Genomic DNA, 20948 nt, shown 5'->3' on the forward strand with positions numbered 1-20948 from the left:
CCTCCGTGCCCACCTCACGGGCCACCCGGGTCACCTCGTCGGCGAACGCGGAGAGCTGGTCCACCATCGTGTTGATGGTGCTCTTCAGCTCCAGGATCTCGCCCCGCGCGTCCACCGTGATCTTCTGCGACAGATCACCCTGCGCCACCGCGGTCGTCACCTGGGCCACGTTGCGCACCTGCGCCGTCAGGTTCCCGGCCATGAAATTGACCGAGTCCGTCAGGTCCCGCCAGACCCCGGCGACCCCGGGGACCTGGGCCTGTCCGCCGAGCCGGCCCTCGGTGCCCACCTCGCGGGCCACCCGGGTGACCTCGTCCGCGAACGCGGAGAGCTGGTCCACCATCGTGTTGACGGTTTCCTTCAGCTGGAGGATCTCGCCGCGTGCGGGCACGTCGATCTTCTGGGACAGGTCGCCCTTGGCCACGGCGGTGGCGACCTGCGCGATGTCGCGCACCTGCGTGGTGAGGTTGCCCGCCATCGCGTTGACGGAGTCGGTGAGGTCGGCCCAGGTGCCGGAGACGCCCGGCACCTGGGCCTGTCCGCCGAGGGTGCCCTCAGTGCCCACCTCGCGGGCCACCCGGGTGACTTCGGAGGTGAACACGGACAGCTGGTCGACCATGCCGTTGAAGACGGTGGCGATGTCGCCCATGAGCCCGGTCGAGTCGTCCGGCAGCCGGGTGCCGAAGTCCCCGTCGCGCACCGCGGTCAGTCCCGCGAGCAGCATTCTCAGTTCGTGGTCACCCGGGACAGCCTCGGTCGTCCCGGTCGCCTTGCCGGCCATGCGCACCCTCGATCCGCTCCCCAAGAGCCCCCGCGGCGAGGGCTCGGAACCGCGGCCGGGAGCACAGCGCGGCCCGGCCGGTGGTGTGTGCATTTCCGCAGTTCACGGATTTGCATGATGAGAAAAATACGCCGCAGGCTAACCCACCTTCGCGGGTGGGGACAAAGGAACCGGCCAACCTCCGGAAGCCGCCGATTTTCACTCAGGACAACAGGTGTGAGGTGCTGTCACCCGGGTACCCGAAGGAGTTTCGCCAAGGGATTGCGGGGGCCGCCGCGACCGGAATTCCGGGCGGCGTCCACGGCCACCGCCCAGTCCGGCGGGGTCTCGCCGTCCACCACGAACTCCAGCAGCACCGGCCCGCGCCCGGCGAGTACGTCGGCCCACACGGACCCGACGAACCGCGGGCGGTCGCAGCGGACGGCGGGCAGCCCGGCCAGGCGGGCCAGCTCGGCGTACGGCAGTGCGGGGACCTCGGCGGAGGGCGGCACCAGCGGGTCGCCGTCGGCGGCGCGGCGCTGCCAGGTGAGCCGGTTCAGGTCGCCGTTGTTGAAGACGCAGAACACCAGCGGCGGCAGCTTTGCCAGCCGGTCCAGATGACGGCGGACCGTGATCAGTTCGTTGAGGCCGCCGCTCTGGAAGGCACCGTCACCGACGAGGGCGATCACCGGCCGGTCGGGGGCGGCGAACCGGGCGGCGACGGCGTAGGGGACCGCCGCGCCGGGCAGGCCGAGCTGTCCGGACAACAGTGAGCGCATGCCGTCGCGCAACCTCAGGTGGCGCGTCCACCAGTCCAGCGCCGTTCCCGAGTCGGTGACGACGACGGACCGGTCGGGCAGCCGCCCGGACAGCTCCGCGACGACCGACCGCGGGTTCACGGACGTACCGAAGTAGCGGCTCGACCTGGCCTCTCCTTCGGCCCGCCAGTCCCGCACCAGCCGTTCCACCCGGGTGCGCCGGCCGCGCCGAGGGGCCCGGCGCAGCAGCGGGAGCACCGCTTCCAGACAGGCCGCGGCATCGCCGTTCACGCGGACGGCCGCCACGTCGCCGCCGAGGGGGCAGTCGCCCGGCTCCCGGTCCACCGTGACGATGCGGCACCCGTGGGGACCGGGCAGCAGGGCCGGGTCCAGATCCTCGGCACCGACGAGCAGGAGCGTGTCGCACTCCCGCAGCAGCGCCGCGGCCGCCTCGCTGCCGAGCGGACCCGCCACGCCGGTGAGGTACGGCAGGTCGTCCGGGAGTGCGTCCCGGGCCAGGGCCGTGGTCGCGACGCCGGCGCCGAGGAGCTGCGCCACACGGGAAGCGGTTCCGCCGGCCGCCCGGCCGGCGTTGCCGAGGACGATCGCGAGCCTGCCGGCGCCGGAGAGGGCCTCCGCGGCGCGGCGGACGTCGTCGGCCGCGGGCTGCCGGGCCTGCGGCGCCGGCGTGACGGAGCCGTCCTCGCCGGGAGGTTCCCCGGGCACGTCCGCCGCGAGGACCCCACGGGGCACGACGAGGCTCGCCACGCCACGGTCGGTGACCGCGGCCAGGGCTGCCCGCCGCAGGGCGTCACCCGCGAGCTCTGGGGCGGACACCTCCTCGCAGTACACGGAGACCTCCGCCAGATGGCGCACCGCCCGGCTGCCGGGGCCCCGCGGCGCCGGGTCCGCCCCCACGAGGGCCAGGACCGGCGCCCGGTCGGCCGCCGCGTCGTACAGTCCGGCCAGCAGCCGCAGCACCCCCGTCCCGGAGGCGGCACAGCAGCCGAGGCCGCCGGTGAGCTTGGCCTGCGCACAGGCCATGAGCGCGGCCGACTCCTCGCCGCGCGCCTGTACGAAGCCGGGGGCCGCGGGCGCGCCGCGCAGGGCGCCGATCAGCGGGTCCACCGCGAGTCCCGGGGTTCCGTACACCCGGTCCACCCCCAGGTGCCGCAGCCGGGCGGCGACCAGCTCGGACACGTTCACCACGAAGGCCTCCTTGCAGCACGGCGCCCCACTCGTCCGGCCACCGGGTAGCCGCGCGCCGTCCCGCGCAAACGAGGCCGTGCACGCCGGCCGGACCGTTTCGGGCGAGCGGAGCGGGGGCACCCGTGCCAGGCTCGGAGCAGAGCACCGGGAGTGAGGGTTCCAGCACGGGGCGGAGGGCGAGCACGCGGTGGCGGTGTCCGAGGAGCGGCCGGCCCGGCGGGTGGGGCGGGGCGAGCGGTTGGCGACCGCGCTGGACCGGCGGCTGCCGGTCGCGTCCGCCGGCAAGGAGTTCCTGCGCAAGGCGTTCCCCGACCACTGGTCGTTCCTGCTGGGCGAACTGGCGCTGTACAGCCTGGTCCTGCTGGTGCTGACGGGCGTGTGGCTGACGTTCTTCTTCCACCCCGGCATGACGGAACGGCCGTACACCGGCTCCTACCTGCCGTTGCGCGGCACCCTCACCAGCGAGGCGTACGCGTCGGTGCTGCACATCAGCTTCGACGTGCGCGGGGGACTGCTGATCCGGCAGCTGCACCACTGGGCGGCGCTGGTGTTCGTCGCGGCGATCGGCGTCCACCTGCTGCGGATCTTCTTCACCGGGGCGTTCCGGCGGCCCCGGGAGGTGAACTGGACCATCGGGGTGACGCTGTTCCTGCTCTCCCTGCTGGAGGGGTTCTGCGGCTACTCGCTCCCCGACGACCTGCTGTCCGGCACCGGTCTGCGCACCTCGCAGGGCATCGTGCTGTCGATCCCCGTCATCGGCACGTACCTGTCGTTCTTCATCTTCGGCGGCCAGTTCCCCGGGCACGAGATCATCCCCCGGCTCTACGTGACCCACATCCTGCTGGTGCCCGGCCTGCTGCTGGCGCTCGTCGCGGCGCACCTGACGTTCGTCGTGTACCACAAGCACACCCAGTGGGCGAAGCCCGGCCGCACCAACCGCAATGCGATCGGCAAGCCCCTGGTGCCGCAGTACACGGCGAAGTCCATGGGCCTGTTCTTCATCCTGGCGGGTGTGCTGGCGGCGATGGCGGCGCTGTTCCAGATCAACCCGGAGTGGAGTTTCGGCCCGTACCGCGCCGACCACGTCTCGCTGGACGCCCAGCCCGACTGGTACGTGGGCTATCTGGAGGGCGCGCTGCGGCTGATGCCGGGCTGGGAGACGGACTTCGCCGGGCACACGATCGTGTGGGACGTGCTCCTGCCGGGCGTGCTGCTGCCGGCGGTGCTCTTCCTGGTCCTGTACGCCTATCCGTTCTTCGAGCGCTGGCTCACCGGCCCGCGGCCCGAGCAGCACCTGTGCGACCGGCCGCGCAACCAGCCCACGCGGACCGCCCTGGGCGCGGCCGCCGTGTCCGGGTACGCGGTGCTGCTGCTGGCGGGCGGGCAGGACGTGCTGGCGTACCTGTTCAACCTGCCGGTGGAGCTCCTGACCCGGATGCTGCGGACCGGGCTGTTCGTGGTGCCCTTCCTGACCTACCACCTCACCAAGCGGGCCTGCCTGGGGCTGCAGGCCGCCGACCGCAGGCGGATCCTGGACGGTGGGACGACCGGCGAGGTGCGGCGCACGGCCGGCGGCGGCTACGAGGAGGCGCACACGCTGCTGTCCCGCGAGGAGGCCTACCGCATCCTCGTGCGGGACACACCCCGGCCGCGCGCCGAGGGCACGGAGGCCTGGCGCTGGTTCCACCGGCACCGGCTGCGCAACGCCCTCAGCCGCTGGTACTTCGGCAAGAGCGTGGAGATGCCGGCCACCGCCTGGGAGAAGCGCCGGATCGAGGTCGTACGGGCCGCGCCGGGCGAGGCAACCGGACAGGGGGACGAGTGAGGAGCGAGGAGGCACCGCATGAGCGACGGCGCTGAGGGCCACGGGAACCTCCTGTACGGGCCGCAGCCGGACGTGGCCGGCGCGGCCGGTTATCGGGACGCCCCGCCGCGGATGGGCTTCTTCACCGACACCTCGGTGTGCATCGGCTGCAAGGCCTGCGAGGTGGCGTGCAAGGAGTGGAACGCCGTCCCGGAGGACGGGCTCCTGCTGACCGGCATGTCCTACGACAACACGCAGGGCCTCGGCGCCGACACCTGGCGGCACGTGGCCTTCATCGAGCAGCGCAAGCCGCTCGCCGGGCAGGAACCGGGGGTCGCGCACGACGACCCCGGCGACCACGACACCGTCGACGTCTTCGCCGCCGCGTCCCGGCTCGGCACCGACGCCGCTTCCCCGGGGCCCGGCGCCACCGCTCCCCCGCCGGACCGGGCTCCCGGCGGCGCGCCCGCCGGGGAGATCTCGCCCGTCTCCCCCGACGGTCGGACGGAGTTGCGCTGGCTGATGTCGTCCGACGTGTGCAAGCACTGCACGCACGCCGCCTGCCTGGACGTGTGCCCCACGGGTTCGCTGTTCCGCACCGAGTTCGGCACGGTCGTCGTCCAGGAGGACATCTGCAACGGCTGCGGATACTGCGTGCCCGCCTGCCCGTACGGCGTGATCGACCAGCGCAAGGACGACGGCCGGGTGTGGAAGTGCACGCTGTGCTACGACCGGCTCGGCGTCGGCATGGAGCCGGCCTGCGCGAAATCGTGCCCGACGGACTCGATCCAGTTCGGCCCGCTGGAGGAGCTGCGGGAGCGCGCGCAGGCCCGGGTGGCGCAGCTGCACGCGGCCGGCGTCACCGACGCCCGCCTGTACGGCGAGAGCCCGGACGACGGGGTCGGCGGCGACGGCGCCTTCTTCCTGCTGCTGGACGAGCCGGAGGTGTACGGCCTGCCACCGGACCCGGTGGTCACCACCCGGGACCTGCCCGACATGTGGCGGCACGCGGCGCTGGCCGCCGTCTCGCTGATCGCACTCGCCGCCGGCAGCTTCGTACGGAGGCCGCGATGAGCGAATCCGATGTGACACGGGACGGTGTGCGGCAGGCGCGGCCCGACCGGGAGGCGCCGACGGGGGTGCACGCGGGGCGCCGCCGGCGCCGGCGCGGTCGGGGCGAGCAGCCGATGGTGCCGGACGCCGAGTTCTCGTCGTACTACGGCAGGCCCGTCCTCAACAAGCCGACCTGGAAGCCGCTGGACATCGCCGGGTATCTGTACCTGGGCGGGCTGGCGGGAGCCTCCTCCCTGCTGGCGGCGGGTGCCGGGGCCACCGGTCGGCCGGGACTCGGCCGGGTGGCCAAGCTGGGCTCGGCCGGCGCCATCACGCTGTCGCTGGCGGCACTGGTGCACGACCTGGGGCGCCCGGCCCGGTTCCTGAACATGCTCCGGGTGTTCAAGCCGACCTCGCCGATGAGCGTCGGCTCCTGGATCCTGAGCGGGTACGCGCCGCTGACGCTGGCGGCGGCGGCGACCGAGGTGGCGGGCAGGTACCGGATGGTGGGCACTGCCGCCACGGCGGGAGCCGCCGTTCTCGGGCCGGCCGTGGCGACGTACACCGCGGTGCTGCTCTCCGACACGGCGGTGCCGTCCTGGCACGAGGGCTACCGGCAGCTGCCGTTCGTGTTCGCGGGGTCGGCGGCCACGTCGGCCGCCGGCCTCGCCCTGGTCGCGGCGCCCACCGCCCAGGCCGGGCCGGCACGGCGGATGGCGGCGCTGGGCGCCGTGCTGGAACTGGGCGCCTTCCAGATGATGAAGCGGCGGATGGGGCTGGCCTCGGAGCCCTTCGAGCGGGGAAAGCCGCATCGGCTGCTGCGTGCCTCGGAGGCCCTGACGGCGGGCGGAGCCGCGCTGGCGCTGCTCTCGGCCCGGGTGCGGGACCGCCGACTTGCCGTTGCGGCGGGAGCGGCCCTCCTCACCGGTTCGGCGGCGCTGCGCTTCGGCGTCTTCCACGCCGGGGTGGCCTCCGCGGAGGATCCCCGCTACACGATCGTCCCGCAGCGGGAGAGGCTCCGGGCTCGGGAGGGCTGAGGCGTGCCGGGTGCGGCGCGCGGTCACGGCCCCGCATCCGGCACACACGCGCCGACGGCCCACCGGGGCCGCGCCGCCGATCCGCCACGGGGTCCGGCCGCCAACGGCCCGCCGAACGCTCCGCCCGACGCCACCGCACCCCCGGTGGGGTGCCGGACCCGCTGACCGACAGCCGGCCGCGCCGCAACGGCCTGCCGAACGCTCCGCCGGACGATCAGCGGCATCCCGCAGCGAGCCCGACCGACGACGTCCCGCCCGGCATGATCATCGGCAACCCACCGCCCTGCCGCCGGCCCTGGGCCGGGTGGGCCCCGCCGCTCATGCCCTGCGCCGCGGGCTCCGGCGCGGGAGCCCTAGCCGATGTCCTCGGCGTCGATCAGCTGCCCCTCGGCACCGAGCCGTCCGGCGAGGTCGGGCAGGCTGGTCGCCTCGATGGCCGCGGGGAGCTGGGAGGCCGGGTAGGGCCGGGGGGAGCGGCGCAGCCAGGCCGTGGCGAGGCCGGCCCGGGCCGCGCCGTCGATGTCCCAGGGGTGCACCGACACCAGCACCACCTCGTCGGCCGGCACACCCGCGGCCTCCACGGCATGGGCGTACGCCTCTCGGGCGGGTTTCCAGCGGCCCACCGCCTCCACGTCGAGGTGCGTCTCGAAACAGGCGGTCAGTCCTTCCCGGTCGACAACGGCGCGGGTGGTGCCGGCGGAGCCGTTGGTCAGGGTCACGAGGCGGTACCCGGCGGCGCGCAGGGCCCGGACGCCGTCGGGGACGTCCGGGTGGAGGGGCAGCCGGGGCAGCGCGGCGAGGATGTGGTCCGCCGCCGCCTCGGGGTCGGCCACCCCCGGCGCCGAGGCCGCGAGCGTCCGCAGCACGTCGCGGGCCACGTCACCGAAGGAGGCGTGGCCCCCGGCCAGGCTCAGGGCGATCCCGTCCCGCAGCACACCGGCGAACCAGGCCGGGAGCGACTGCTCCGGCAGCCCGGTCTCCGCCATCCGGGCCGCGAGCGGGGACAGGTCGATGAGCGTCTCGTTGACGTCGAACACGAGGACGCGGGGACGTCCGTCACCGGGCAACGGTGTCGCCTCCTTCCAGGTGGGCGGCCGGGTCGGTCAGGGCCTCGCGTTCCTCGCGGTTCACCCACGACCAGGTGACCGCCGCGGCCGCGACGCCGACCGGCAGCATGCCGACGATCATGGCGAGCCCGGCCGCGGTGCGGCCGGCGGCGACCATGCCGACCGCCGGGAGGTCGAGCAAGGGCGCGGCGAGGAACAGGTACACACAGCGGCCCGGGTCGTCCAGCCGGTGCCGGGTGCGCGCGACGGCCGGCAGCCAGAACAGGACCGCGGTCGCGAGCAGGACGGGTTCGGTGGCCCGCGCTCCGCCGGGCGGTGCGATGCCCGCCGCGTCGCCGAGGACGGCCCAGGCGTGCGTGAGGACCAGCAGGGGCAGGGCCACTGCGGCGGGCACGCTGATCCGCTCCCAGAGCGGGGAGTGCCGCAGGCACCGGACGGCAACTGGGACCACCGCGGCGACGAGGACGGCGGACCAGGTCATCGCCGCCACGGACGCGTGCGCCTGGTGCTGCATGGCGCCTCACTTCTCCCGCGCCGTCGTGCCGCGCACCGCGAGGGCGACGGACAGCATCAGCAGCGGCACGGCCACGACGAGCAGCCAGTAGCCGTAGATCAGGCAGAGCCCGACCAGCAGCAGGCCGATCGCGCCGGGGAGCACGCCGCCCGCGCCTCTGTCGGGCACCCGGTAGCGGACGTGCTGGTCGGTCCGCGCGCGGGAGGACGCGAGGACGGCGAGGGCGAACAGTTCCAGGACGAGGACGACGCCGCCCCACAGCCAGTACGTCATCACGTTCTCGCGGTAGACCGCCAGCACGACGAGGAGCAGGCCGTTCAGCGCACCCCAGCCGGCGACCAGTACGGCGGTCAGGTGCCGTTTCACGCGGTGCCCCCTCCTGCTCTGCGGTCCAGCAGCGGGGCGAAACTGGTGACGGGCGGCAGCGGGCGGTCGGCGGGGAAGTTGAGGCGCGGTGGCGGCGAGGTGGTGGCCCACTCCAGGGTGTGGCCCTCCCACGGGTCGTCGCCGGCCGGCTGCGCGCGGCCCAGGTGGCGGCGGCGGAGCGTCCACAGGACGTTGACGACGAACACCGTCATGCCCGCGGCGAGGAAGGCCGCGCCGATGCTGGCGAGCAGGTTCAGCAGGCCGAAGCCGTCGAAGGTCGCGTAGGTGACGACCCGGCGCGGCATGCCGAGGTAGCCGAGGGCGAACATCGGCAGGAAGGTGAGGTTGGTGCCGATGACCAGCAGCCAGAAGTGCAGGCGGCCCATGCGCTCGTCCAGCAGGGTGCCGGTGACCTTCGGGAACCAGTAGTGGACGGCGGCGAAGAGGCCGAAGGCGCTGCCCGCGAACAGCACGTAGTGCAGGTGGGCCACGACGAAGTAGCTGTCGGTGACGTGGTAGTCGATCACCGGCGTGCCGACCATGATGCCGGTGAGGCCGCCGATCAGGAACTGCGGGATGAAGGCGAGCGCGAACAGCATGGGGGTGCGCAGTCGCAGCCGGCCGCCCAGGATCGTGCCCAGCATGCCGAAGTACTCGACACCGGCGGGGATCAGCAGGGCGATGGAGGTCAGGGAGTAGTAGTCGTTGGCGGCCTGCCCGGTGGCGAACATGTGGTGTCCCCACACGCTCATCGACAGGGCGGCGAACACGAGCAGGGACAGGGCCGTGCCCCGGTAGCCGAAGAAGCGGCGGCCGGAGAACACCGCCAGCACCTCGGCGACGGCCGCCAGGTACGGGAAGAACATCACGTACACGACCGGATGGCCGTAGAACCAGAAGATGTGCTGGTAGCCGATGTTCCAGACGTTGGACGCGAAGACGTCCGGGTCGGCCCGGCCCACCCCGAGCAGCACCATCGCGGCGAGCAGCGCCGGGAAGGAACCGATCACCATCAGGCAGGTGGCGATCATCGACCAGCAGAAGACGGGCAGGCGCAGCATGGTCATGCCGCGGGTGCGGCGGCGCAGGACGGTCCACAGCACCGCCCAGCCCATCAGGATGCTGCCGGTCACGGCCAGGCAGACGCCCACGATCCACAGGTCGGGGCCGGTGCCCGGCGAGTGCACGCTGTCGGCCATGGGCGGGTACGAGAACCAGCCGTCGGCGTGCGCCCCGGTGGGTGTGGCGAAGCCGGCCAGCATGGTGAGCGCGCCGAGCACGTACAGCCAGTAGCCGAGCAGGGTGAGCCGGGGCAGCGCGATGGCGGGGGCGCCGATCTGGAGCGGCACCAGGTAGACACCCATGCCGATGGCGAACGGCGTCATGACCGTGTAGATCATGCCTGAGCCGTGCATGGTGAACAGCTGGTTGTACAGGTGGGAGGCGAGGAAGGTCTCCTCGGGCTGTGCCAGCTGGGCGCGCATGAGCAGCGCGAAGACACCGTCGACCAGCAGGAGCACCAGGGAGGTGCCGACGGTGAGCAGGCCTATGCGCTTGTGGTCGGTGGTGGAGATCCAGCCGAGCCAGCTGCCGGGCGGGACGGGCCGGCCGGCGTCGCCACGCTGGGATTCGGTGTCCGGCGCGAGGGTCATGCCGTCGCCGTTCCGCCGTGTGCCCAGCGGTCGTACTCCTTCGGGGGGACCGCCTTGATCCAGAAGTCCATCGTCCAGTGCCGCTGTCCGCAGAACTCGGCGCACCGGCCGCGCCAGCGGCCCGCGCGGTCCAGGGTGAGCGTGAAGGTGTTCACGTGGTCGGGGAAGGCGTCCATCTTGTAGCGCAGGCCGGGCACCCAGAAGGAGTGGATGACGTCCCGTGAGGTGAGCCGGAGCTGCACGCTGCGGCCGGTCGGGACGACGAGGGTGGGCATGTCCTTTCCCTTGCAGGTGCCGGTGACCCGGCGGTGGCCCGCGGACTGCGGATAGCGGAAGTCCCAGCACCACTGGAAACCGGTGACGTCGACGCGCAGGGGCTTGGGGACGGCCGCGGGGTGCTCCTCGCGGTTCTGCCAGGCCGTCCAGGCGACCAGGAAGACGGCGAAGGCGGCGAGGGCGCCGACGTAGAAGGCTTCCACGCGCAGCCGCTCGGGCCGCTCGGCCGTCCGGACCCGTCGGCGCAGCAACGACCAGGCCAGCACGGCGAGGACGACGAGGAACACGCCGCCCGCGATGACGGCTTCAAGGGTGAACACCGTCCCGAAGACGTGCCGCTGCCTCACCGTGCGACCACCGTCGCCCCGCTGCCCTTGATCGTCATCGCGATCGCTCCCGTCACTCGTTCGGGACCGTGACCACCCGGACATTACGGGCACCGTATCCGGTCCGTCCGCCGACACACCGCAAGCGGCGGAGTCCCCCGGGACGCGGCACTCACACCTGCCGGGTCCGTTTGGCCGGGGCGGGCGGGGGTACTCCCGTCGCCGATCACCGCCGAAGATGCCGTGGTCGGGACAGCGCGGGACAATCAAGGGACCGAGCGGGAGGAGGAGCCATGGGCGTGCGTACCTGGATCGACTCCTGGCCTGTCTACCGCCAGCTCACCGGCACGGACCCGCTCGGCCGCGGCGCCGCCGCGAAGAGCGGGCGCAGCGCACGGCTCACACCCCGGGTCGCCTCGGCCGACCGGGTGGTGAAGTCCATCTGCCCGTACTGCGCGGTCGGCTGCGGCCAGAACGTGTACGTGCAGGACGAGAGGGTCACCCAGATCGAGGGCGACCCGGACTCCCCGATCTCGCGCGGACGGCTGTGCCCCAAGGGCGCGGCGAGCCTCCAGCTGACCACCGGCGACGCCCGCGAGCACCAGGTCCTCCACCGGCGTCCGCACGGCACCGAGTGGGAGCGGCTGGACCTGGACACGGCGATGGACATGATCGCCGACCGGGTCATCGCGGCGCGCCGGGACGGCTGGCAGTGGGAGGTCGACGGGACCCGCACCCGGCGCACCCTGGGCATCGCGAGCCTGGGCGGAGCCACCCTGGACAATGAGGAGAACTACCTCCTCAAGAAGCTGTTCACCGCGCTCGGAGCGATCCAGATCGAGAACCAGGCGCGCGTTTGACACTCCTCCACCGTTCCCAGTCTGGGAACCTCGTTCGGACGCGGCGGCGCGACCACCTTCCAGCAGGACCTGCAGAACGCGGACTGCATCGTCATCGAGGGCTCGAACATGGCCGAGTGCCATCCGGTCGGGTTCCAGTGGGTGATGGAGGCCAAGGCGCGGGGCGCGAAGCTGATCCACGTCGATCCGCGCTTCACCCGCACCAGCGCGCTCGCCGACGTGCACGTGCCGCTGCGCGCGGGCACGGACATCGCCTTCCTCGGCGGCATCATCAACTACGTACTCCGCAACGAGAAGTACTTCCGTGACTACATCGTGGCGTACAGCAACGCCCCGGTGATCCTGCGGGAGGACTTCCAGGACACCGAGGACCTGGCCGGCGTCTTCTCCGGCCTGGACGCCGACAGCCGCTCGTACGACAACAACAGCTGGCAGTACGAGGGTTTTGAGGTCCAGGCGGCCTCCGGCGAGCGCGACCAGGAGTACGACGAGCGCACCGGCGGCGGCAGTTCGGTGACCGAGGCGGCCCGCGGTGAGGCGCACGGCTCCGGTGGCGCGGTGATCGGCGAGGGCGAGCCCGAGCGCGATGAGACGCTGACCCATCCGCGGTGCGTGTTCCAGGTGCTGAAGCGGCACTACGCCCGCTACACCCCGGAGATGGTGGAGCGGATCTGCGGGGTGCCGCAGGACCTGTTCCGGCAGGTGTGCGAACTGATCACGGAGAACTCCGGGCGCGACCGCACGACCGCGTTCGCCTACGCGGTCGGATGGACCCAGCACACGGTGGGCGTGCAGTACATCCGGGCGGCCTCCGTGCTGCAGACCCTGCTCGGCAACATCGGCCGGCCCGGCGGCGGCATCCTCGCGCTGCGCGGGCACGCCTCCATCCAGGGGTCCACGGACATTCCGACCCTGTTCAACCTGCTGCCCGGCTACATCCCGATGCCGCACGCCCACCAGAACCAGGACCTGGACGCCTTCGTCGAGGCCGAGGCCGCGCACAAGGGCTACTGGGGCAACATGCGCTCCTACCTGGTGAGCCTGCTCAAGGCCTACTGGGGTGAGGCGGCGAGCTCCGACAACGACTTCTGCTTCGACTACCTGCCCCGGCTGACCGGCTCGCACTCGACGTACGAGACGACGATGGCCCAGCTGGACGGCGTCTGCAAGGGCTACTTCCTGCTCGGCGAGAACCCCGCCGTGGGCAACGCCAACTCCAAGCTGATGCGGCTCGGCATGGCCAACCTGGACTGGCTGGTCGTCCGGGACTTCTCCCTGATCGAGTCGGCGACCTGGTGGAAGGACGGCCCGGAGATCGAGACCGGGGAGCTGCGCACGGAGGACATCGGCACCGAGGTGTTCTTCCTGCCGGCCGCCGCGCACACCGAGAAGGACGGCAGCTTCACCAACACCCAGCGGTTGCTCCAGTGGCACCACCAGGCGGTCGAGCCGCCCGGCGAGACGCGCAGCGACCTGTGGTTCGCCTACCACCTCGGGCGGATCATCCGGCGGAAGCTGGCCGGGTCCACCGACGAGATGGACCGGCCGGTGCTCGACCTGGCCTGGGACTACCCGACGAAGGGCCGGCAGGCCGAACCGGACGCGGAGGCCGTCCTCGCCGAGATCAACGGCCGGGACGCCGAGGGGAACCCGCTCTCCTCGTACGAGCAGTTGAAGCCCGACGGCTCGACGGCCTGCGGCTGCTGGATCTACTGCGGTGTGTACGCCGACGGCGTCAACCAGGCGGCCCGCCGCAAGCCGGGCCGGGAGCAGGACTGGGTGGCGGCCGAGTGGGCGTGGGCGTGGCCGGCCAACCGGCGGATCCTGTACAACCGGGCCTCCGCCGACCCCGAGGGCAGGCCGTGGAGCGAGCGCAAGGCGCTGGTGTGGTGGGACCCGGACAAGGGCGAGCAGGGCGAGTGGACCGGGCACGACGTCCCCGACTTCAAGAAGGACAAGGCGCCGGACCACGAGCCGCCCGAGGACGCGTCCGGGCCGGAGGCCCTGTCGGGCACGGACCCGTTCATCATGCAGGCCGACGGCAAGGCCTGGCTGTACGTGCCGTCCGGGCTCACCGACGGACCGCTGCCGGCGCACTACGAACCGCAGGACTCCCCGTTCCCGAACCTGCTCTACGACCAGCAGCGCAATCCGGTACGGCAGTTGCTGCCGCCGCACCCGGACAACCGCTACCAACCGAGCGGCGACGAGCCCGGCTCCGGGGTGTTCCCGTACGTGGCCACCACCTACCGGCTCACCGAGCACCACACGGCGGGCGGCATGTCCCGCTGGCAGCCGTACCTCGCGGAACTCCAGCCGGAGTTCTTCTGCGAGGTGTCCCCCGAGCTGGCCGCCGAGCGGGGCCTGGCGCACACCGGCTGGGCGACGATCGTCAGCGCGCGGGGCGTGATCGAGGCGCGGGTGCTGGTCACCGACCGGATGTCCCCGCTGACCGTGCACGGCCGCCGACTGCACCAGGTGGGGCTGCCGTACCACTGGGGCCCGAACGGCTACACCACCGGGGACGCGGCCAACGAGCTGCTGCACCTGTCCCTCGACCCGAACACGCACATCCAGGAGACGAAGGCGTTCGCCGTCGACATCCGCCCTGGCCGGCGACCCCGGGGCCCGGCGGCCCTGGCGCTGGTGCGGGCCTACCGGATCCGGGCGGGCATCGACGAGCACACGGGCACGGAGCCGTGAGGGGTGCGAGCGGGCGGAGCGCTGTGGGCGACCTGGGCGGTGTGAGTGGTGCGGTGGTGTTGGTGGTGGTGTGCGTGTCCTACCTGAGCACGACGGAGTGGGCCCCGCGCGGCACCAGCTCCCCGACCACCGGTGCCCCGGGAACCTCACCGGCGACGAGCAGCCCGCCGGAGGTCTGTGCGTCGGCGAGCAGCAGCCGGGTGTCCGCGTCGGTGTCCCCGAAGTCGGTGTGCGGCGCGACCCACTCCAGATTCCGCCGGGTGCCCCCGCTGACGTACCCGTCCCGTACGGCCTCCCGGGCGCCCTCCAGGTAGGGGACGGCGGCGGTGTCGACCACGGCCGTGACGTCCGAGGCGCGGGCCAGCTTGTGCAGATGGCCGAGGAAGCCGAACCCGGTGACGTCGGTGGCGCACTCGACGCCGGCCGCCAGCGCGGCCTCGGAGGCCTCCCGGTTGAGGGCCGCCATCGTGGCGACGGCGTGCGCGAACCGCTCGCCGGTGGCCTTGTGCCGGTTGTTGAGGACACCGATGCCGAGCGGTTTGGTCAGCGACAGCGGCAGCCCGGGCCGTCCGGCGTCGTTGCGCAGCAGCCGCTCCGGATCGGCGATGCCGGTGACGGCCATGCCGTACTTGGGCTCGGGGTCGTCGACGCTGTGCCCGCCGCCGACGTGGCAGCCCGCCTCGGTGGCGATGTCCAGTCCACCCCGCAGCACCTCGCGGGCGAGGTCGAAGGGGAGCCGGTCGCGCGGCCAGGCGAGCAGGTTGACGGCCAGCACGGGCCGGCCGCCCATGGCGTACACGTCGGACAGGGCGTTGGCGGCGGCGATCCGGCCCCAGTCGTAGGGGTCGTCCACGACCGGGGTGAAGAAGTCGGCCGTGCACACCAGGGCGGTCCCCCCGTGCGTGACCACGGCCGCGTCGTCGCCGGTGGCGAGACCGACGAGCAGCGGGGTGTCGCCGCCGGCGAGCGGCGCGGCGGCCAGCCCCGCGACCACCTCCTCCAGTTCCCCGGGCGGGATCTTGCAGGCGCAGCCGCCGCCGTGGGCGAACTGGGTGAGCCGTACGGGCGTCTGATGGGCCGGTGTCGTTGTCATACCGGTGGTCTCCTGGGGCAGTAGCCTGACGAGCGGTGGAGGCGTGTGGGTGCCTGGTGGCCCTCCCGGTCTTCAAAACCGAGGTGCCCGAGGATCTCGGGCAGGCGGGTTCGATTCCCGTCCGCCTCCGTTCCCCTCCCCCGCCCCCGTTCGGCAGCGTCGGCGCTGTTCGTCGACGCGTTCCGTGTACCCGCGGGCGTCCAGGAACTCCAGCAGCGGTACGGCCACCCGGCGGGTGGTGTCGAGCGCGCGTCGGGCCTCGCTGAGGGTGAACGGCTGGGGCAGCGTGCGCAGGACGGCGGCGGCGTCGGCGTCCGCGCCGGGCAGCAGCACGATCCCGTCGGTGATCCGGAGCAGGGCTCCCGCGGCCGCCGCGGCGGCCGTGGCCCGGCGGTCGAGACCCAGTTCGGCGAGCCGCCCGGCCTCGGGGGCGCGGAACGGGCTGTGGAGGAGGTCCCGGCGCAGGGCGTCGACGGCGGCGCGGACGGGCGCGGGCAGGGCGGGCGCGGGACGGTCGGCGGGGTACAGCCGGCCCTGCCCCGCCCGGAGCCGGGGCTGTGCCGCCGCCAGGGCGTCGACCAGGGCGCGGTCGGGCAGCCCGAGCAGCCGGCGCGCCGCCTCGGTGGGCAGGCCGGGGTCCAGCGGATGGGCGCGGGCGTGTTCCAGGACGTGGTCGGTCAGCCGGTCCTTCAGGAGGTTCCAGTGCGCCGCGTCGGCGAGCCAGTCCCCGGTGACGGGCTCGGTGGGCGCCGGGACGCCCATCGCCCGCAGGTCGGCGCGGCGGACGAGCTTGCGGCGGCGCAGTTCGGCGGCGCCGTCCGGACGGCCGGTCATCGTCTCCAGCTCGGCCGCGCGGGCCCGCCCGGCGCCGCGCCGGGTCAGCCGGGGCGGCCGTACGTCGAGGACGCTGACGCCGCAGGGCGGGCGGGTGCCGCCCGGTTCGCGGAGCACCGCGCGGTCGCCGATCCGGAGGGGCAGCCCCCGGCGCAGGGTGAGCCGGGCGGTGTCCGGGCCGAGCGGGCGGACGGTCACCGGTACGGCAGCCGTTCCGATGTGCAGGGTCACGCACCGGGGCAGCTCGGCCACCGGCTCTCCGGTGACCCGTACGTCCGCGACCTCGGTGCTCAGCCAGCGGTCCGGGGTGAGCAGCACCTGGCCGCGGCCCAGGGCGGTGTCCCCCTGACCGTGGACGTTGACGGCGACACGGGCCACCGCGCCGACGGCCGTCCGCTGCTCCTGGAGGCTCTGCAGCCCGCGCACCCGCAGGACGGCCGATCCGTCCGGGGTGACCAGCCGGTCGCCGACGCGCAGGGTACCGGCGCCGAGGGTGCCGGTCACCACGGTGCCGTGGCCCCGGACGGTGAAGGCCCGGTCGAGCCACAGGCGTACGTCGGCGTCGGTGTCGGGCGCGGGCAACTCGGCGGCCAGGCGGGCCAGTTCGGCGCGCAGGTCGTCCAGTCCCGCGCCGGTGACCGCGCTGACCGCGACCTGGGGCACCTTGCCGAGGGAGGTACCGGCCAGCCGCTCGGCGGCGTCGGCGCGGACCGGCTCGGGGTCGGCGAGGTCGCTGCGGGTCACCGCGAGGACGGCGTGCCGGACGCCGAGCGCGTCGAGGATGGCGAGGTGCTCCTGCGACTGGGGCTGCCAGCCCTGGTCGGCGGCGACCACGAACAGCACGGCGGGTACGGGGCCGACACCGGCCAGCATGGTCGGCACGAACCGCTCGTGACCGGGTACGTCGACGAACGCGAGGTGGTCCCCGCCGAGCCGGGTCCACACGAAGCCCAGGTCCAGGGTGAGCCCCCGGCGCCGCTCCTCCTCGTACCGGTCGGGCTCCATCCCGGTGAGGGCCCGGACCAGCGCGGACTTACCGTGATCGACATGCCCGGCGGTGGCGAGAACGCGCATCACGCCTCCTCTTCGCAGGGAACCGGCATCATGCCCCTCCCTTCGCAGGGGCCGGCATCGCACCGCCGACCGTGCCACGGGGGCTCAGCGTCGCTCCGTCCACCCTGCCGCGGGGGCTCGGCGCCGCACCGTCCACTCCACCAAAGGGGCTCGGCATCACACCGCCCACCCCACCACCGGGGCTCGGCATCACGCCGCCCACCCCACCACCGGGAAACGGCGTCACGCCGCCCACTCCACCACCGGGCGTCGGAGATCTGCCGTCCGTCGCGCCGCGGGGACCCGGCGGCGCGCCGCCCACCCCGCCGCGGGGCCTCGGAGGTGCGCCCGCCGCCCCGCCACGCCGACACCGCATCATCCCGCCGACCGCACCGCAGGGACCCGGAGGCACGTCGCCCGCCCCGTCACCGGGCCGTCGTGGGGTGTCACCCGTCGTTGCCCGCGGACCGCGCATCATGCCCGCCCTTCCACGAGGACCAGCATCACACCGTCCACCCTTCCACGGGGAGCCCGCACCGGGCCGCCCACTTCGGCGCGCTCTTCCGGGGGCTCCCCGGACACCGTGCGCCGCCCCGCGCCTCTCTCCGTCACTCCCCCCGCCCTTCCGCCACCGGCCGCGCCGACCGTACGGCCTCGGCCAGCCGGTCGTCGTCCTCCGGGGGCACTGCCCTCAGGTCCAGCACGCAGCGGCCCGTCTCCAGGCGGCCGACGACGGGGACACGGCCGGTGCGCAGCGCGGCGGCGTACGGTTCGGGCAGGGAGAGGGCGGCGCTGGGCAGGGTGACGCCGGGAGCGCCCCCGCCGCCGACTGTCGCGGCGCTCTCGACGGCCCGGACGTCGATCCCGGCGGCGGCCAGCTCGGCGGCGAGCCGGCCGGCGCGGGCCCGGAGCCGGGCCGGGTCGGCGGTGAGGGCGAGGGCGGTCGGGGTGGGCGGGCCGGTGAGGGTGGCCTCCAGCGCGGCCAGGGTCAGCTTGTCGACGCGCAGGGCACGGGCCAGCGGGTGCCGGGCGAGGGTGCGGACCAGGTCCTCCCGGCCGAGCAGCAGCCCGCACTGGGGTCCGCCGAGCAGTTTGTCGCCGCTCGCCGTGACGAGCGCGGCGCCGGCGCGCAGCTGGGTGTCGGCGTCGGGCTCCTCGGGCAGGGCCGGGTGGGGTGCGAGCAGCCCGGAGCCGATGTCGACGACGACCGGCACGCCGAGGCCGGCGAGGTCGGCGACCCCGGCGGACCGGGTGAAGCCGGTGATCCGGAAGTTGGACGGGTGCACCTTCAGCACGAACCCGGTGTCCGGCCCGATCACGGCCGCGTAGTCGGCGGGGGCCGTGCGGTTGGTCGTACCGACCTCGCGGAGCCGTGCGCCGGTGGAGACGAGCAGGTCGGGCAGGCGGAAGCCGTCGCCGATCTCCACCATCTCCCCCCGGCTGACGACGATCTCCTTGCCCGCCGCGAGGGCGGTGGCGGCGAGGACGAGCGCGGCGGCGCCGTTGTTGACGACGTGCGCGGCGCCGGCGGCCGGCACCCCGGCGCGCAGGGCGGCGAGCGCGGAGCGTCCTCTGCGGGCCCGGACACCGGTCGTCAGGTCGAGTTCGACGTCCGTGGGACCGGCCGCTTCCTGGACGGCCCGCCGGGCCGCGGCGGACAGCGGGGCCCGGCCGAGGTTGGTGTGCAGCAGCACCCCGGTGGCGTTGAGCACCGGGCGCAGGCCGCTCGCGGTGCCGGGCAGCAGGTCCAGGGCCGCCTGCGGCACCTGTTCCGGCGGGATGCCGCCCGCGCGGGCCCGCTCCTGCGCCTGCCGTACGGCGTCCTTCACCCGGTGCGCGCCGAGGCGTTCCACCGCCTCGGCGAGCCGGGGGTCGCGCAGGAGGGTGTCGGTGCGCGGGATGCGGCGGCGGGTGTCGTCGGCCGCGCCCCGTTGCCGGGGCGGGTCCGTGGTCACGGGCGCGCCGCGCGTGCCGTCCTCGGCTGTCCTTCCTGGTACCGGCCGCTGTTCCATGCCGCCCCTGTCCTCCCGGTCCGGCCCTGTGCCCGTACGGACTCGGCCCATCGTCTCCCAGTGCCCCCGGCGGGCCGTCCGACACGCCGGGACGGACGTTGGCGGTGGCGGGAGCCCGGGTACCCGGCGCCGCATGAAGGACCATGAGCGCAAGCGACAGGACGAGAACGCGACGGCGGCCGAGCGGGCCGCGCGCCGGCAGCGCGAGGCGGACAGCGAGCGTGCCGCGTCCCAGCCGTTCGACTACCCGTACCCGGAGCGCCGGGCGAACGTCCGGGCCCGGCGGCACATCAGCGAGGCGCAGGCCGCCGCGGACACACCGCCGGGGATTCCCGGCGGCTACGGCACGACGGGGGGCGGCCATCCCGGCGCCACCGGTGCCGCCCACCCGCCGTCCCGGGAGCACCGGTCCACGTCGGCGGGGACGCCGGCCGCGGAGCCGGGCAGTGACGACGAGGGGTCGGTGAACCGCTCCGGACGATGACACGCCACGGCGACGAGGGACCCGCGGAAGGTTCGCCGGTGCCGTGGGACGTCCCTACGGTGCCCCGGTGGGCCACGGCCGGTCGTCGATGTCGTCGGCGATGTCGTCGGCCTCCGTCTGCGGCCGGGGCCGCGGCGCCTCGCCCGCGGTGAGGTGCTCCAGCACCTCCACCAGTTCCTGGCAGGCCTTCTCCACCGAGCTCCGGGTGTTGCGCTGCTCGGTGATCACGGCGGACAGCAGCAGCGCGGTCAGGGCCATGGCGCCGTTGAAGGCCTGGAGCTTGACCATGACCTCGATCCGGCTCAGACCGGTGAACGCGCCGACGCCGTCCGTGGCGGCGACGGTGGCCACCACGGAGGTCAGCAACGCGCAGAGGACACTGCCCGCGAGCTGGAACCGCAGGGCCGCCCAGATGATGAGCGGGTAGACGAGGAAGAGCAGGCTGAGCGAGCTGTGGGCGGCCAGCGGTACGAGGGCGCAGGCGACGACGGCCAGCGTTGTCGCCTCCTTCCAGCGCCGCATGGGCACTGCCCGGCGGACGCGGCGCAGCAACAGCAGCAGCGGGGTGACCAGCAGGACACCCATCGCGTCGCCCACCCACCAGGCGAGCCAGACGGGCCAGAAGCTGTGCGGGGGCACGCTGCCCGTCAGGGCGAGGACGCCGACGCCGACGGTCGCGCTGACCAGCATGGCGCCCAGCGCGCCCAGGAACACGAGGGCGAGGCCGTCGCGCAGCCGGCTGAGGTCGGTGCGGAAACCGGCCCGGCGCAGCAGCAGCGCAGCGCACAGGGGTGCGGCGGTGTTCCCGAAGAGGATGCCGAGCACGTCGGGACCGGGTGCGCTGAGGGACAGGACGGCGAAGAAGGCGCCGAGCGTGATGCCGGGCCAGCAGCCCAGGCCGAGGATGAGCAGCGCGGCGACGGCGACGCCGGTCGGCGGCCAGATGGGCGTGACGACGGCGCCCTCGACGGTCAGCTGGCGCAGCAGGCCGAGCCGGGCCGCCGCGTAGTAGCAGGCGGCGACGGCCAGCAGCTGGACGGCACGGCCGCCCGGCCGGCGCAGCTCCTCGAAACCCACCACAGCAGCA

15 protein-coding genes, 1 tRNA gene and 1 pseudogene are annotated in these 20948 nt (G+C 74.0%); 6 read left to right on the forward strand and 11 right to left on the reverse strand.

Annotation, left to right across the window (positions count from 1 at the left end):
* On the reverse strand, positions 1 to 781 hold a 781-nt coding region (locus C3492_RS34355), incomplete at its 3' end, for a HAMP domain-containing protein (protein ID WP_181140697.1).
* Positions 782 to 1008: 227 nt separating this feature from the next.
* Positions 1009 to 2727, reverse strand: coding sequence for a thiamine pyrophosphate-dependent enzyme (locus tag C3492_RS34360; protein ID WP_258056059.1), 1719 nt, complete (start codon positions 2725 to 2727; stop codon positions 1009 to 1011).
* Between the two features lie 187 nt (positions 2728 to 2914).
* Between C3492_RS34360 and C3492_RS34365 the strand changes: the two genes are divergently transcribed.
* From C3492_RS34365 to nrfD, 3 genes are read left to right on the forward strand one after another with little or no spacing between them, the layout of a single operon-like run.
* Positions 2915 to 4552, forward strand: a complete 1638-nt coding sequence (locus C3492_RS34365) for a cytochrome bc complex cytochrome b subunit (protein ID WP_374938407.1) — start codon at positions 2915 to 2917, stop codon at positions 4550 to 4552.
* A gap of 18 nt (positions 4553 to 4570) precedes the next feature.
* Positions 4571 to 5605: a 4Fe-4S dicluster domain-containing protein gene (locus tag C3492_RS34370; protein ID WP_103816553.1), complete on the forward strand. Its 1035-nt coding sequence runs from the start codon at positions 4571 to 4573 to the stop codon at positions 5603 to 5605.
* A complete protein-coding gene (gene nrfD, locus C3492_RS34375; protein WP_181140698.1) occupies positions 5602 to 6621 on the forward strand; it encodes an NrfD/PsrC family molybdoenzyme membrane anchor subunit in 1020 nt (339 codons plus the stop codon). The genes C3492_RS34370 and nrfD overlap by 4 nt, the downstream gene beginning before the upstream one ends.
* 353 nt (positions 6622 to 6974) lie before the next feature.
* Here nrfD and C3492_RS34380 read toward each other — a convergent pair whose 3' ends face one another.
* The 5 genes from C3492_RS34380 to C3492_RS34400 are packed head-to-tail and all read right to left on the reverse strand — an operon-like array spanning position 6975 to position 10843.
* On the reverse strand, positions 6975 to 7688 hold the full coding sequence (locus C3492_RS34380; protein ID WP_103816554.1) for a haloacid dehalogenase type II: 714 nt from the start codon (positions 7686 to 7688) through the stop codon (positions 6975 to 6977).
* Positions 7678 to 8202 carry a hypothetical protein gene (locus C3492_RS46225; protein ID WP_258056060.1) on the reverse strand — a complete coding sequence of 175 codons (525 nt, stop codon included), beginning with the start codon at positions 8200 to 8202 and terminating at the stop codon, positions 7678 to 7680. Before C3492_RS46225 ends, C3492_RS34380 begins: the two co-directional genes overlap by 11 nt.
* Positions 8203 to 8208: 6 nt before the next feature.
* On the reverse strand, positions 8209 to 8568 hold the full coding sequence (locus tag C3492_RS34390; RefSeq protein WP_103816555.1) for a hypothetical protein: 360 nt from the start codon (positions 8566 to 8568) through the stop codon (positions 8209 to 8211).
* Positions 8565 to 10220 carry a cbb3-type cytochrome c oxidase subunit I gene (locus tag C3492_RS34395; RefSeq protein WP_103816556.1) on the reverse strand — a complete coding sequence of 552 codons (1656 nt, stop codon included), beginning with the start codon at positions 10218 to 10220 and terminating at the stop codon, positions 8565 to 8567. Before C3492_RS34395 ends, C3492_RS34390 begins: the two co-directional genes overlap by 4 nt.
* A complete protein-coding gene (locus tag C3492_RS34400; RefSeq protein ID WP_103816557.1) occupies positions 10217 to 10843 on the reverse strand; it encodes a cytochrome c oxidase subunit II in 627 nt (208 codons plus the stop codon). The genes C3492_RS34395 and C3492_RS34400 overlap by 4 nt, the downstream gene beginning before the upstream one ends.
* A 272-nt stretch (positions 10844 to 11115) precedes the next feature.
* Here C3492_RS34400 and fdh point away from each other — a divergent pair, with 272 nt between their 5' ends.
* Positions 11116 to 14385: a formate dehydrogenase gene (fdh, locus tag C3492_RS34410; RefSeq protein WP_258056061.1), complete on the forward strand. Its 3270-nt coding sequence runs from the start codon at positions 11116 to 11118 to the stop codon at positions 14383 to 14385.
* A 79-nt stretch (positions 14386 to 14464) separates the two neighbouring features.
* Here the strand turns inward: fdh and selD are convergent, their stop codons facing one another.
* On the reverse strand, positions 14465 to 15478 hold the full coding sequence (selD, locus tag C3492_RS34415) for a selenide, water dikinase SelD (protein WP_103816560.1): 1014 nt from the start codon (positions 15476 to 15478) through the stop codon (positions 14465 to 14467).
* Positions 15479 to 15515: 37 nt separating this feature from the next.
* Between selD and C3492_RS44900 the strand changes: the two genes are divergently transcribed.
* A tRNA-Sec gene (locus C3492_RS44900) sits at positions 15516 to 15608 on the forward strand.
* A gap of 41 nt (positions 15609 to 15649) precedes the next feature.
* Here the strand turns inward: C3492_RS44900 and C3492_RS34420 are convergent.
* Both C3492_RS34420 and selA read right to left on the reverse strand, forming a co-directional pair.
* A pseudogene (locus C3492_RS34420) lies at positions 15650 to 17386 on the reverse strand (SelB C-terminal domain-containing protein); the annotation flags it as partial.
* Positions 17387 to 17973: 587 nt separating this feature from the next.
* Positions 17974 to 19377 (reverse strand): L-seryl-tRNA(Sec) selenium transferase, encoded by a 1404-nt coding sequence (gene selA / locus C3492_RS34425; protein WP_103816562.1) that lies wholly within the window; start codon positions 19375 to 19377, stop codon positions 17974 to 17976.
* Between the two features lie 133 nt (positions 19378 to 19510).
* Between selA and C3492_RS34430 the strand changes: the two genes are divergently transcribed.
* The gene (locus tag C3492_RS34430) at positions 19511 to 19861 is read left to right on the forward strand and encodes a hypothetical protein (protein ID WP_103816563.1); all 351 of its coding nucleotides are present in this window, start codon (positions 19511 to 19513) and stop codon (positions 19859 to 19861) included.
* Positions 19862 to 19915: 54 nt separating this feature from the next.
* Here C3492_RS34430 and C3492_RS34435 read toward each other — a convergent pair whose 3' ends face one another.
* Positions 19916 to 20941 (reverse strand): MASE1 domain-containing protein, encoded by a 1026-nt coding sequence (locus tag C3492_RS34435; protein ID WP_103816564.1) that lies wholly within the window; start codon positions 20939 to 20941, stop codon positions 19916 to 19918.
* Positions 20942 to 20948 lie beyond the last annotated feature (7 nt).

It is taken from the genome of Streptomyces sp. Ru62 (genome assembly GCF_002920615.1).
In the GTDB taxonomy this organism is placed as follows: Bacteria; Actinomycetota; Actinomycetes; order Streptomycetales; family Streptomycetaceae; genus Streptomyces.

Bases quoted from the DNA above. Each gene is read 5' to 3' on its own strand.
- C3492_RS34370 (WP_103816553.1), top strand. From the start codon at position 4,571: ATGAGCGACGGCGCTGAGGGCCACGGGAACCTCCTGTACGGGCCGCAG.
- nrfD (WP_181140698.1), top strand. From the start codon at position 5,602: ATGAGCGAATCCGATGTGACACGGGACGGTGTGCGGCAGGCGCGGCCC.
- C3492_RS46225 (WP_258056060.1), bottom strand. From the start codon at position 8,202: ATGCAGCACCAGGCGCACGCGTCCGTGGCGGCGATGACCTGGTCCGCC.
- C3492_RS34395 (WP_103816556.1), bottom strand. From the start codon at position 10,220: ATGACCCTCGCGCCGGACACCGAATCCCAGCGTGGCGACGCCGGCCGG.
- selD (WP_103816560.1), bottom strand. From the start codon at position 15,478: ATGACAACGACACCGGCCCATCAGACGCCCGTACGGCTCACCCAGTTC.
- selA (WP_103816562.1), bottom strand. From the start codon at position 19,377: ATGGAACAGCGGCCGGTACCAGGAAGGACAGCCGAGGACGGCACGCGC.
- C3492_RS34430 (WP_103816563.1), top strand. From the start codon at position 19,511: ATGAAGGACCATGAGCGCAAGCGACAGGACGAGAACGCGACGGCGGCC.